Below are 13587 nucleotides of genomic sequence, written 5' to 3'. Positions count from 1 at the left end.
CTGACATCAAGGTCCATCAACGTCGCCAGGGCCAGCAATTATCTGCGAGCAGAAACTAGGATCGTGTGTGCTCGACTCATCTGCATATTCGCAGTTCACCGCGGCATATTGACTCGATAACAGTTCGTCAGAATTATTGGGTCATCTGCTAGTCTGTCGGTATGAGTCCACGAGAGACCACCGAGGTCGTCAACCTCGACGACAGTCCCGCACCCCGGTCCGCCGGTCGTCGAAAGGCCGGCACCGTGTCGGTGTTCGATCGCCACTACTCCGACGCGCGCCGGAAGGTGCGACGGGGCTACTCGTGGACGACAAATGCCGCTGGTAAGGCCGTCCCTAAGTCGCCGCTGCGCTGGGAAGTGCGCTACGTCGACACCTCGGGCAAACAGCGCTACGAACGGTTCGAGGACCGTCAGGCCGCGCACGCCCGCCGGGACGAACTGGCCGATCAGTTCCGGTCCGGTTCCTACATCGAGCACGAGCGGTCACGGGTGACGGTGCGCACCGTCGCCGATACCTATGTGCGCACCCTGTCGGCGAAACCGGCGTCGACGCGCCAGTCGTACGGGTCCATCGTCGACGTGTTCTGCGGGCGGTTCGGAGACCGCGAGGTCGGTTCTCTGGTGGTGTCAGATGTCAACGGATGGATAGCCGACCTGCTCGACGCTGACAAGTCACTGACCACAGTGCGCAAGTACGCCAACGTCGTGCGGAAGTTGCTCGACGTCGCGGTCGACGATCGCCTCATCCGCAGCAACCCCGCACGCAGCGCCACAGTGCCCACCACCGACCGGCGAACGGTCGTCGAGGACGAGGGCACGGCCGACGAGTACCTGACCCCGGCCCACCTCGACGCTCTGCTGACTCATGTCGCCGACGATTACACCCGGCGACTACTCCGCTTCCAATCGCTGACCGGCCTGCGCATAGGTGAGGTGTGCGAACTGCGGCGCAAAGACATCGACAACGCTGACCACCGAGGCGCTGTGCTCAACGTCCGGCGATCGGCCGTCGAGACCAAAGGCGGACTAGTAATCGGCGCCACGAAGTCCGGCCGCGCTCGCCGCGTGCCACTGTCGCCAGAGGCCGCAGCAGTGATGCGTGAGGCTCTGGCCGTCGAGCAGACACGCCTGCCGAAACTGCGCAGGGCCGTCAAGGGCAGGGAGTCCGACGTGGCAGACATCAACGCACTCCTGTCGAGCCTGCTCGACGGCGCGCTGGTCTTCCGCACCGCTCGCGGAAAACAGTTCCGAGGGTCCAACGTCAACCGCGCGCTCACAACCGCGTGCGAGGCCGCAGGGGTCGACAAGGTCACCACACACGCGATGCGGCACGCCTGGGCATCACACGCTGTTGCCAGTGGTGTCGACTACACCCGCGTTGCGAACCTGCTCGGACATGCCGACTCAACCCTCGTCAGCCGTGTCTACGCGCACGCCGGTGGCGATGACGAACTGTTCGCGGCCGTTGCAAAGATCGAGGCAAGCACACACGAGCACACACAGAGCACACACAACGCCTCGACCTCAGCGGTCACCGATGGACAGTCGGTGACGTATCAAGCGCCGTGATCCACTGCGCTGCAACGTGTTCTAGACATTCATGGACACACAGTGACTCTCAGTGTTTCTGCAGTTCACACAGTCACGAAGAACTCGTAATGAATAGGTCAGGGGTTCGATTCCCCTGGGCGGCTCCAAAGGCCGGTGTGTTCGCGGTTTCGGCTCAGCCTTCGTGGTCGCGAGAGGCTGGCTCGGGCACGTTTTCGGCGGTCACCAAGACTCGCCACAAGATCGCCAAGGGCAAACTCGAAGCTCTGCTGCGCTCGATAAGTGTTCTGCCGTAACGCTACTCAGCGCTCATTTACGCGAGCGGAAGGGCTGCGGTATGTCTGTCCACTCCCTCGCCGATCCCCAAGGTCGCTGGCCTCAACCGAGAACCTCGTAGCCCATCAGGCGATACGAGTCGCAGGTGCGACAACCGCGGCGCGTACCTGGCGGCCGACAAGGCTGCGGAGGTTGCCGTGAATGGTTTCGAGTTGCGCACCGCCACAGGTCGCGTCCGCATCTGGATGCTGACCTGGGGCGGATTCGGTCCTTTCCGAACTTGTCGATGAAACCCCAGGGACTCCTGTTCCACGAGGGTGGGTCTGCGTCTCAGAGGTCTCGGCGTCCATGGATGTCAACGCCACGACGTGTAGCTCACTGAATACACGCGGCGCCGCTGAAACACGCATCACACCGGCTAGAGTGTCCTGATGCTGCTCGCCGAGGCCGGCCTGTCAGAATGCGCCAGGGATGCGGCTTGTAGCGCAGATTTCAATCGGCCGTTCTACATCGCGTTCGCGCTGCTCGTTCTGTTCTCCGTCTGGATCACCGTGTCGGCGTTCGCGACAGTCGACATCATCAGCCATCGTCTCGACCTACAGCGCAGCGCGATCTGGCTTACTGTCGTGTGGATTCTTCCGATCATCGGCGTGGTCGCGTGGATGCTGGGCAAGCCGACTCGTCGCGTTGTCGACTCCTGCGACGAGGACGTGCACGAGTCACGACCCCGACGTGTCCCACGAGGAATAGATTGATGCAAGGCGCCGAGCCCCACCCGAAGCGGGCCTTCGTTTGTTCGTTCTCGCACTCCCTGGCGCACAGATGATCTGACCGCGGCGTCGGACGGCCCACCCGGCGATCCCCGGAGACGGCAGCCGAACGACGCCATGAAACCGGCCCGCGCCGCCCGGTGCCCCACCGTCGAGCGTGAGCGCTATGTTCGTCTGGTGGTGCGATTATGGCCGAGGTTGTCCCGACACCCGGCGCGGCTCGTGGCGTTGGGTTTCTTGGGCGCCACCGTCTTCGGCACAATCCTGTTGATGCTGCCGGTGGCCTCGGAGAGCGGGCAGGTGACGAACCCGGTGACCGCTCTGTTCACCGCCACCTCGGCGGTCTGTGTGACCGGCTTGGTGGTGGTCGACACGGCGACATACTGGTCGGCCTTCGGCGAGGTGGTGATTCTCGCGCTGATCCAGATCGGTGGTGTGGGCGTCATGACGCTGGCGTCGATCCTGGGATTGCTGGTGGCCCGCAGGATGGGACTGCGGATGCAGCTCCTCGCGCAAACCGAGACCAAGAGTCTGCAACTGGGCGAGAGCCGACGAGTTGTCGTCGGCGTGCTCCGGATGAGTGTCATCGTCGAAGTCGTTCTCGCCGCGATCCTCGCGGCCCGCTTCATCCTCGGCTACGGGGAGTCGCCGGCCCGCGGGCTGTACCTCGGGGTCTTCCATTCGATCTCCGCCTACAACAATGCCGGTTTCGCGCTCTGGTCGGCCAGCCTCACCCAGTTCGCGACCGACCCGTGGATCATCGTCCCGATCATGGTCGGCGGCCTCGGATTTCCGGTGATCTTCGAGATCACCAGATCTGTTCGTCGGACGATGGCCCTTCGAACTGTGGTGACGCGGTGGTCGCTGCACACCAAGGTCACTCTGGTCACCTACGGCGCCCTGGCCCTGGTCGCGGTGGTGGCGGTGACCGCCATCGAATGGACCAACCCGGCCACGCTCGGGGGCCTCGGCACCCCAGGAGAACTGCTGGCCGGGATATTTCAGGGCATCTCACCGCGCACCGCCGGATTCAACTCGGTCGATATCGGTGCGATGCACCCGTCGACACTGCTGGTCACCGATGTGCTGATGTTCATCGGCGGCGGATCAGCCGGCACCGCAGGCGGAATCAAGGTCACCACCTTTGCGCTACTGGCCTTTGTGATCATCGCCGAGGTCCGCGGCCAACCCACGGTGCACGTGATGGGCCGCCGTCTGGCGGCGTCGGTGCAACGCTAGGCGGTGACCGTCGCCCTGCTCGGGGTCGGAGCCGTGATCATCGGCACGATCACGCTCTTGCTGATCACGGATTTCGACCTCGACGCGGTGTTGTTCGAAGTGATCTCGGCCTTCGGCACGGTCGGCCTGTCCACCGGCATCACCGCCGACGTCCCCGCCGCCGGACAGATTCTGCTCGTCGTCCTGATGTTCATCGGTCGGCTCGGGCCCATCACCCTGGCCTCGGCACTTGCGCTGCGCGACCGTGAACGCCGCTACGAACTCCCCGAGGAAAGGCCGATCGTTGGCTAAGACCAGAAAACCCACACGTCACGGCACCCGTGTCACCGTCATCGGGCTCGGACGATTCGGCTCCTCCTTGGCCCGCGAGCTGGTCTTGCGTGGTTCAGAGGTCCTCGGCATCGACTCCGACCCTGCGCGGGTGCAGCGGTATTCCGACGAACTCACCCACACCGCGGTCGCCGACACGACAGACCGCGACGCCCTCGAACAACTCGGCGTCCCCGACTTCCGGCACGCGGTCGTCAGCATCGGCACGGACCTCGAATCGAGCATCCTGACCACCTCGTTGCTCTCGGACTTCGAGATACCGAAGATCTGGGCCAAGGCCACCAGTCGCCAGCACGGCCGCATCCTCGAACGTGTCGGAGCACACCACGTGGTGCTACCCGAACACGACATGGGCGAACGAGTGGCACACCTGGTGACCGGACGCATGCTCGACTACATCCAGTTCGACGAGAGCTTCGCCATGGTCAAGACGTTGGCGCCGGCCTCGATCATCGGGCACAGCCTCTCCGAGAGCGGCCTGCGCCGCAAATACGGCGTCACCGTCGTCGCCATCAAACATCGGGGGGACGACTTCGCCTATGCGAGCATGGACACCGTCGTCCGCGACGGCGATGTCCTGATCGTGGCCGGCCGAACGCACGAGGTCGAAACGTTCGCAGACCTCACATGACCCCCACCGCGGTCCCCTCGGAGATCCCCTGGGGATCCTCTTGGGCTCGTCGACGGCGAACTGCGGACGCATTTCGCCCAGCCCTTCCCGACGGCCGCCTGCTCCTATAGTGGAGGCAGGTCACCGATCAGCGACGCTGCAGGCGGAGGAGAAGACGATGTCGGACTTCATCAACAAGATCAAAGAGGATGCCAAGGCGTTCTCGGCTGCGGTCGATCAGGAACTGACCGTCCTCGAAGGCGTCGACGGATATGACGCGCTCCGCGACGAGGACGACGCATCCGACGACACCGACAGCGACAACGGCGTCGAGATCGCATCGGACGACACCGAGGGTGGCGGATCGGCGACCGAGAAGTGATCTGCGGCCGGCCGCTGACCCCAATGAGACGACCGTCGTCGCATGGTGCAACGCCGGCTTCCTGACATCACCGCCCTCGACGTCGTGGTGACCGTGGCCCGACTCGGCAGCATGGGCGCCGCCGCACGCGACCTCGGCATCAGCCAACAGGCGGTCAGCGCCCGCGTGCGGGGCGTCGAGCGCGAACTGGGCGTGGAGATCTTCGTCCGGTCGGCCGGCGGCGTCGACGTGACCGCGAACGGCATGGCCGTGTTGGAGTGGGCGAACGCGCTCGTCGAGCGGGCGTCGCAATTCATGGCCGGGGTGGACTCGCTGGTCGGCGCCCGGCATGCGACTCTGGTGGTCGCCGCCTCCAAAACAGTCTCCGAATACCTTGTCCCACTGTGGATCAGCACCCTCGCCCATCGGAGCGACGTCAAGATCTCGGTTCGTCCGATGAACTCGACCGAGGTCATCGAGACCGTACGCGCGGGCAATGCCGACCTCGGATTCATCGAGAGCCCCGGCCCCACAGGAGATCTCGACAGCGCGGTGGTCGCCCGCGACGAGCTCGTCGTGGTCGCGGCGCCCGGACATCCGTGGGCCGACGGCCGGAGCGTCGATCTCCACGAAGTCGCCGCGACCCCGCTCATCCAACGCGAACCCGGTTCCGGCACCCGCGTCACCTTCGAAGCCGCACTGCGTGATTCAGGTGCGACGCCGGCCGATCCACTGATCGAGCTGCGCTCGGTCACCGCCATCCGCGCGTCGGTGCTCACGTCGCCGGGTGCCGCAGTGCTGTCGCGTCTTTCCGTCGACGACGACATCGCCGCGGGCCGGCTGGTGCGTGTCGACGTGGCCGGGCTCCGCATGGTGCGACCGCTGCGCGCGGTGTGGACTCCGCACATCTCGCTGCGCGGCCCGGCCCGCGACCTGCTCGACATCGCGATGCAATCCGGCGCTCCGACACCGCTCGGCGCGTGAGGTCACCTCCCCGAGTTCATCGCAATTCCGATCTTCGCCACCATCGCGTCGACCGCGAACTTCGGTTTCACGTTCACGTCGAGTGCGGTCCGGCATTCCAAGACGGCCTCCACACATCGCAGAAGGCGTTCGGGCGAGGCGTACTCCGCCATCCCACCGACGAGATCTGCCTTGTCGGGATGCATCGCCGTCACCGAGGCACCGACCGAGACCACCAGCGCATCCCGGAACAGAGCGGCGAGATCCACCAGCGCCCGGTCGAGCATGTCGCGGGAGACCCGGGTCGCCCGCGACTTCTGGCGCCGTTCCAGCTCCTTCAACGCACCCGCGCTCCCGCGAGGCGGGCGTGCGGTGCCCTTACCGGTGCCACCGGCGCCGAGGGCTGTCCGCATCTCCTCGGTCTCGGATTCATCGAGTTCGGCACTGATGGCCTTGGCCGCCTCCTCAGCCGACTTCACCAGCGCCTCGGCCGCGGCGTATGCCGTGGAATCCCGGGTCGCGGCCCGCGCAAGCCCGAGCGCCTTCTCCCGCTGCGCACGCGCCTCGTCGTCGGTGGCCAGCCGGCGCGCCCGGCCGACGTGCCCACCGCACACACCCGCCGCCCAGGCGGCCCGCTCCGGGTCGATGCCGTCGCGGTCGATCAGGACCCGCTCGATGTCGGCCACCGCCGGCGTGGTGAGGGGGACGTGCCGGCACCGCGACCGCAGGGTGACCGAGATGTCCTCCGGATCGACCGATGGTGCGCACATCAGGAAAACGGTGCGGGGCGCCGGCTCCTCGACCGCTTTGAGGAGGGCGTTCGCTGCCTGTTCGGTGAGCCGGTCGGCGTCCTCGACGATGACGATCTGCCACCGGCCGGTCCCCGGGCGACGCGCTGCAGCCTGCACCACATCGCGTGCCTCGTGCACCGACAGACTCAGCCCCTGCGGCACAACGTGCCGGATGTCGGCGTGCGTCTGTGCCATCGCGGTGACACACGCACGGCATTCGCCACAGCCGACCTCACCGTCGGCGTGACACTGCAGCGCCGCTGCGAAGCACGTCGCCGCCACCGAGCGTCCGCTGCCCGGCGGGCCGGTGAAGAGCCACGCATGGGTCATCGCCGCGCGCGACCGACTCGTGGGCCCCTCGGCGCCGGATGCGTCGGCGGGGCCACCGTCGAGTCGCGCCGCCACCTCGCGAGCGGCATGGGCTGCGGCCTGCAGTTCCTCGGCCACCGCGTCCTGGCCGATCAAACGGCTGAAGACATTCGTCACACCGCCACCCTAATGTGCTGCTCAGACACCTCCCACCGACCTGCGTGTGTTTAACAATTGCAAGCAGACAGCTACCGTTGTTACGTGATTGAACGGCGGTCTCGGTGGTCAAAGGGCCTGCATCTGGCCCGTTGGCTCGTGCACACACCGTGGCCGATCCTTGCCCTCGACATGCTGAGGGCCAATGTGGTCGGCGCCCTGTTCACCTTCGCGTTCCTCCGCTTCGGGATGCCGATGGAGGACTCGATACGCCTCGACGAGATCACCGCGCTCAATCAGGTGATCTTCGCCGTCTACCTCGTCGGCGCGATGCTTGTCGGCGCATTCCTGAGTATCCATCTGTCGCTGCCGGTGCTGGTGTGGCACCGGCGACGGACCCGGCTGGACAACGAGAACGCCCGCAGGCGCGCGCTCAAGCTCCCGTATCTGTTGTCGGTGGTCAACGCCGGTCTGTGGCTGGTTGGCGGGGTGTTGTTCACCCTGGTCAATTTCGCGGTGTCCCACAAGGACGCCTTCATCGTCGGCATGGCCAGTGCCATCGGAGCCCTGGTGACCTGCGTGCTGTCGTACATGCAGGCCGAGAAGGTGCTCCGGCCCATCACGGTGGCCGCGATGGCCAACGAGCCCGACGTGGCTGTCGCGCCGAGTGTGACCACCCGTATCGCCGTGTTCTGGGTGGTCAGCGTCGTCGCTCCGCTCGCGGTGATCATCGGGCTCATCACGCTGCAGCGGCTCGGTTGGATCGCGACCGACCCGGCAGGCTTGCAACGACCGATCCTGTGGATGTCGGGTGCAGCGCTCGCATTCAGCGTCATCGCGATCGTCCGTGTCGTCGCGGCGATCAACGATCCGATCAAGCAGCTGCGCCGCGCCCAGAGCCAGGTGTCGGCGGGAAACCTGAACGTCGCGGTCCGGATCTACGACGGCAGTGACCTCGGCCTCCTGCAGGCCGGCTTCAACGACATGGTCTCCGACCTTCGCGAACGCCAACAGCTTCGCAACCTGTTCGGTCGGTACGTGGGCGAGGACGTGGCCCGCCGGGCGATCGAGACGGGTACCGAACTAGGTGGCCAGGAACGGTACGTCGGTGTGCTGTTCGTCGACATCGTGGGATCGACTCGGCTCGCGGTGAACCGTCCGCCACGCGAAGTGGTGGAACTGCTCAACGAGTTCTTCCGGGTGGTCGTCACCGTCGTCGGCCGCCACGGCGGCTTCGTCAACAAGTTCCAGGGCGACGCGGCACTCGCGATCTTCGGAGCGCCGCTCGACCTCGAGGACTTCGCCGGGCGCGCCCTCGCCTCGGCGCGCGAACTCCGCACCGAGCTGTACCGCACGCTGGGCGACACCGACATCGGGATCGGGGTCTCGGCGGGCAAGGCCATCGCCGGTCACATCGGCTCCGAGCAGCGTCTCGAGTACACCGTGATCGGCGATCCGGTCAACGAGGCCGCGCGACTCACCGAGCTCGCCAAGGATGAGCCGAGCCGGGTGCTGGGCAGCGCACGCGCGGTGTTCCTCGCATCGCAGGAGGAGTCGGAGAACTGGGAGATCGGCGAGGGCGTCGAACTCCGTGGTCGCGGGATCGAGACCCTGCTCGCGCGGCCGCGGCTGGCGTCCCCTCCGCCGCCCGTCGAGTCGCCGCCCCAACCGGTCGAACCAACTCCACCGCCGGTCGAGTAGGCACGAGCCGCCAGGCCAGAGCCGTATCGAGACCGTTTGCGGCGCAAGTGGTCTCGATATCTCCCTCGCCTGGCGGCTCGGTCGTACTCGACCAGCGTGAAGTAGCCATACCCGAGCAACGGGAAGTACGCGAACTCGGCCAGCGGGAAGTGGTCGTACTCGACCGGCCGGGACGGTGACTAGTCCGCGGTCTTCTTGGCGGTCGTCTTCTTCGCCGCCTTCTTCGCGGTCGTCTTCTTGGCGGCGGTCTTCTTCGCAGCCTTCTTGGCCGGGGCCTTCTTCGCCGGGGCCTTCTTGGCCGCGCGTTTCTTCACGGGTCCGCGGGCTCGACGATCGGCCAGCAACTCCATCGCCCGTTCCGGGGTGATCGAGTCGACCTCGTCACCCTTGCGCAGGCTGGCGTTGGTCTCACCGTCGGTGACATACGGACCGAAACGGCCGTCCTTGATGACCATCGGCTTCTCGCTCACCGAATCGTTACCCAGTTCGCGCAGCGGCGGGGCGGCAGCCTGACGTCCGCGACGCTTCGGCTCCGAGTAGATCTTCAGCGCCTCGTCGAGCGTGATCTCGAAGAGCTGTTCCTCGTTGGTCAGCGACCGCGAGTCGGTGCCCTTCTTGAGATACGGGCCGTAGCGACCATTCTGGGCGGTGATCTCGTCACCGGACTCCGGGTCCACCCCCACCACCCGTGGCAGCGAGAGCAGCTTCAGCGCATCCTCGAGGGTGACCGTGGAGATGTCCATGGTCTTGAACAGCGAGCCCGTCCGCGGTTTCGGTCCGGCCTTCTTGGCCGCCTTCTTTGCCGCTGCCTTCTTCGCAGGGGCCTTCTTCGCGGTCGTGGTGCCGGTTCCGCCACCGCCGGTCGGCGCGTCATCGAGGTGGACCACCTCGCCACCGGAGTCGCCGCCGTCGCGCGGCGTCGGTCCCGCGGGGATCGTGGCCGGCGCGCTGCCGGTGTCATCGTCGTCGTCCGAGGGCAGGATCTCGGTCACGTACGGACCGAAGCGGCCTTCCTTCGCGACGATCTCGTGCCCGGACTGTGGGTCGACGCCGAGGGTCCGCCCTTCCTGAGGCGTCGCGAACAACTTCTCCGCGACCGCGAGCGTCAGTTCGTCGGGGGTGATGTCGGCAGGCAGATTGGCGCGCTTGAGATCGGGTTCGGCCCCCGCCTCCGCGACGTTGCGTTCGAGGTATGGCCCGTAACGGCCGACGCGAACGAAGACGGGCCGGCCCTCTTCGTCGTCGAAGAGTCGGATCGAGTTGACCTCGCGGGCGTCGATCTCCTCGAGGTTGACGCCGACGAGCTTCTTCAGCCCGCCGTGCCGGGCGATACCGGACCCGGAGGTCGCGGACTCATCAGTCGGTCCGCTCGGGCCGTTGTCGGCCGCTTCTGGCGTGCCGTCACCGAAGTAGAACTCGGTGAGCCATCGGGTGCGGTTCGCGTTGCCACTCGCGATCTGGTCGAGGTCGTCCTCGAGCGACGCGGTGAAGTCGTAGTCCACGAGGTTCTGGAAATACGCCTCGAGCAGTCCGACCACCGCGAACGCGATCCACGACGGGACGAGCGCATTGCCCTTCTTCACCACGTAACCGCGGTCCTGGATGGTCCCGATGATCGAGGCGTATGTCGACGGCCGCCCGATCCCGAGCTCTTCGAGCACCTTGACCAGCGACGCCTCGGTGAAGCGGGCCGGCGGGTTGGTCGAATGGCCGTCGGCCGTGAGCGACGTGGCCGTGAGCGCCTGCCCCTCCGTCAGGTTGGGGAGGCGGTTCTCCTCATCGTCGGCCTGCCCGCCGGTCTGCTCGTCGACGGTCTCGACATAGGCCGACAAGAAACCCGGGAACGTGATGGTGCGGCCGGAGGCGGCGAATGTGCAGCGCTCCCCCGTCGACGCGGTACCGCTGATCCGCAGACTCATCGTGGTGCCCTTGGCGTCGGCCATCTGCGATGCGACGGTCCGCTGCCAGATCAGCTCGTAGAGCCGGAACTCGTCGGCCTCGAGCTGGCCGGCGACCTGCCCCGGCGTCCGGAAGGTCTCGCCTGCGGGCCGGATCGCCTCGTGGGCCTCCTGCGCGTTCTTGACCTTGCGGGTGTATTGACGCGGCGTCGGATGCACGAACGCGTCGCCGTAGAGCTCGCGGGCCTGGCCGCGGGCCGCGTTGATCGCCGACTCGCTCAGCGTCGTCGAGTCGGTACGCATGTAGGTGATGAAACCGTTCTCGTACAGACGCTGCGCGATCCGCATCGTGCGGTCGGAGGAGAACCGCAGCTTGCGCCCGGCCTCCTGCTGCAGCGTCGACGTCATGAACGGCGCATATGGGCGACGGGTGTACGGCTTCTCCTCGACCGAGGTGACCGACATGTCGGCACCGTCGAGCGACTCCGCCAGCCGGGTCGCCCGCGGGCCGTCGAGCACGACGACGCCGTCGGGACGCTTGAGAGCACCGCGCGCATCGAAGTCGCGACCGGTCGCGACGCGGGCATCGTCGACCGACACCAGTCGGGAACCGAAGGTCGACGGAGTGGCCGCGTCGCCCGCATCCATCGTTGCGGCGATGTCCCAGTAATCGGCCGAGACGAACGCCATCCGCTCGCGTTCCCGGTCGACGATGATGCGCGTGGCCACCGACTGGACGCGGCCCGCCGACAGCTTCGGCATGACCTTCTTCCACAGCACCGGTGACACCTCGTAGCCGTAGAGGCGGTCGAGGATGCGGCGGGTTTCCTGAGCGTCGACGAGGTCGTTGTCGAGGTCGCGCGGGTTCTCGGCGGCAGCTCGGATCGCCGGCTCGGTGATCTCGTGGAACACCATCCGCTTGACCGGGATCTTCGGCTTAAGGGTCTCCAGCAGGTGCCAGGCGATGGCCTCGCCCTCGCGGTCACCGTCTGTCGCGAGGTAGAGCTCGTCGACGTCCTTCATCAGGGACTTGAGTTCGGTGACCGTGGACTTCTTGTCGGCGGACACCACGTAGAGCGGTTCGAAGTTGTCGTCGACGTTCACGCCGAGACGTGCCCACGGCTGTCCCTTGTACTTGGCCGGGACATCGGCGGCGCCACGAGGGAGGTCGCGGATGTGTCCACGCGAGGACTCGACGACGTAATTCGCGCCCAGGTATCCCGCGATCTTGCGGGCCTTGGTCGGCGACTCGACGATGACCAATCGTCGAGTCGTGCTCCCGTTCGCGGGAGATGCGGTGCTGGTATCGGCCACCGGGCGTCCTTACTTCGCTATCGCTGCTCGTTGAGGTTTGTACCTTATATATAGCGTCATCTGCACATCCGGATTCCCTTCTCAAAGTCCCAGTGTGACAAATTGGTCTGGCGCCAGCCCAAAACCCCAGTTCAGAGGGTTTTGACGAATTTTGCGCCTCGCCGGGTGTTGTCAGTCAGAATCCGGTGACGATCGGCCAGTGCTCGGCCGCGCCCGGCAGCGCCGGCGGTTCACCGACGTATTCGAGCAGATGCGTGAGGCGGCGCTTACCTGCGACCCGCAGTGCGGGTGACTGGCCGCGGGTCCCGACGAGCGTCGGCGCCACGCCGACCCGCATCAGCGAGGTCGCCAGCATCGGATGCATGTCGTGCGCGTGGGCATCGAGAGCGAGGAGATATCGCTCCCCTTCGCGGTCACCACCGGCGATGGTCCAGAGGCGCAACGCCCGGGGCGAAGGCACCCACCCGGCGGGCACCGCCTTGACCGCTCCCGCGGACCATCTGCGGTGCAGTTCGTCGAGTTGGTGACTGTATCCGGTCCGAGCGATCGGATTGCCCTCGTCGGACGTCACGATCTCGACCGCGAGTCCGGTGGCGCCGATCTCCTCGACGATCGCCGTGGCACGCCACTTCTCGGCCACGACCACAGACACCCGCGTACCGGCATCGGAGCGGACAGCTTGGCCGTTGGTGGCCAGCAGACCCGCCAGATCGTCGTACGCGGGCTGGTCGATCTGCGCCGAGAAGAACGACAACTGGCCCACACAGAGAGGTTACTGCGTGGCGCACCGCGACGGGCGTACCACTCACCTCGACGAGGCATATCCAAAAAGCCGCTCCCGGCCACCGTGACGGTGACCGGGAGCGGCTTCGCTCAAGCGTGCTTCGCAGCTTGCAGGAGGTGACTCCTAGACGGCGCGAACACCGGTGGCCTGCGGGCCCTTGGTGCCCTGACCGACCTCGAACTCGACCCGCTGGTTCTCTTCGAGAGTGCGGAAACCGGATCCCTGGATCTCGGAGTAGTGGACGAACACGTCGTCGGACCCCTCATCAGGTGCGATGAAGCCGAAGCCCTTTTCCGCGTTGAACCACTTCACAGTTCCCTGTGCCATTACTGCAATCCTTTACATACATTCCAACAGACGCGACACGATGGGTCTCGTGTCGTGGTCGGTTCCGACCGCCATACCTCGATGGACCCCTGCGGAGAACCCGCGAAAACCAGCCTCAGTACCACGGCCACAACACGATCTCGCTGCGCAACCGGCTGTCCGGCGCCTCACGAAAGCTGCGACCGCCACTAGTCAATCATGTTCGGCC

At 66.1% G+C, this 13587-nt stretch carries 10 protein-coding genes and 1 pseudogene; 7 read left to right on the top strand and 4 right to left on the bottom strand.

Translation table 11 applies throughout. The features are described 5' to 3' along the window. Positions 1-161 precede the first annotated feature (161 nt). The 6 genes and pseudogenes from GTV32_RS17965 to GTV32_RS17940 all read left to right on the top strand — a co-directional run bounded on the left by GTV32_RS17965 (position 162) and on the right by GTV32_RS17940 (position 6120). Positions 162-1571, top strand: coding sequence for a site-specific integrase (locus GTV32_RS17965; RefSeq protein WP_161061471.1), 1410 nt, complete (start codon positions 162-164; stop codon positions 1569-1571). A 686-nt stretch (positions 1572-2257) separates the two neighbouring features. Continuing rightward, positions 2258-2581, top strand: a complete 324-nt coding sequence (locus GTV32_RS17960; protein ID WP_161061470.1) for a hypothetical protein — start codon at positions 2258-2260, stop codon at positions 2579-2581. Positions 2582-2713: 132 nt separating this feature from the next. Beyond that, positions 2714-4126: pseudogene (locus GTV32_RS17955) on the top strand (potassium transporter TrkG). Continuing rightward, positions 4119-4796 carry a TrkA family potassium uptake protein gene (locus GTV32_RS17950; RefSeq protein ID WP_161061469.1) on the top strand — a complete coding sequence of 226 codons (678 nt, stop codon included), beginning with the start codon at positions 4119-4121 and terminating at the stop codon, positions 4794-4796. The pseudogene GTV32_RS17955 and the gene GTV32_RS17950 overlap by 8 nt, the downstream one beginning before the upstream one ends. Before the next feature lie 157 nt (positions 4797-4953). Further along, the gene (locus tag GTV32_RS17945) at positions 4954-5157 is read left to right on the top strand and encodes a hypothetical protein (RefSeq protein ID WP_161061468.1); all 204 of its coding nucleotides are present in this window, start codon (positions 4954-4956) and stop codon (positions 5155-5157) included. Positions 5158-5199: 42 nt separating this feature from the next. Further along, positions 5200-6120, top strand: coding sequence for a LysR family transcriptional regulator (locus GTV32_RS17940; RefSeq protein ID WP_161061467.1), 921 nt, complete (start codon positions 5200-5202; stop codon positions 6118-6120). Between the two features lie 2 nt (positions 6121-6122). Here GTV32_RS17940 and GTV32_RS17935 read toward each other — a convergent pair whose 3' ends face one another. Next, positions 6123-7376: a DNA polymerase III subunit delta' gene (locus GTV32_RS17935; RefSeq protein WP_161061466.1), complete on the bottom strand. Its 1254-nt coding sequence runs from the start codon at positions 7374-7376 to the stop codon at positions 6123-6125. A 171-nt stretch (positions 7377-7547) separates the two neighbouring features. On the opposite strand from GTV32_RS17935, the gene GTV32_RS17930 reads away from it, so the two are divergent. Beyond that, on the top strand, positions 7548-9056 hold the full coding sequence (locus GTV32_RS17930) for an adenylate/guanylate cyclase domain-containing protein (protein ID WP_237421931.1): 1509 nt from the start codon (positions 7548-7550) through the stop codon (positions 9054-9056). 179 nt (positions 9057-9235) lie between these two features. Here the strand turns inward: GTV32_RS17930 and topA are convergent, their stop codons facing one another. From topA to GTV32_RS17915, 3 genes are all read right to left on the bottom strand, one after another. Continuing rightward, positions 9236-12268 (bottom strand): type I DNA topoisomerase, encoded by a 3033-nt coding sequence (gene topA / locus GTV32_RS17925; RefSeq protein ID WP_161061465.1) that lies wholly within the window; start codon positions 12266-12268, stop codon positions 9236-9238. 175 nt (positions 12269-12443) lie between these two features. Then, positions 12444-13031, bottom strand: coding sequence for a hypothetical protein (locus GTV32_RS17920; protein ID WP_161061464.1), 588 nt, complete (start codon positions 13029-13031; stop codon positions 12444-12446). A gap of 144 nt (positions 13032-13175) precedes the next feature. Beyond that, positions 13176-13379, bottom strand: a complete 204-nt coding sequence (locus tag GTV32_RS17915) for a cold-shock protein (RefSeq protein WP_004022110.1) — start codon at positions 13377-13379, stop codon at positions 13176-13178. Positions 13380-13587: the final 208 nt, after the last annotated feature.

The sequence above is a fragment of the Gordonia sp. SID5947 genome (genome assembly GCF_009862785.1).
Classification (GTDB): Bacteria; Actinomycetota; Actinomycetes; order Mycobacteriales; family Mycobacteriaceae; genus Gordonia.
Note: the sequence above shows the minus strand (reverse complement) of the source record. Positions and strands in the feature narration are given on the sequence as shown.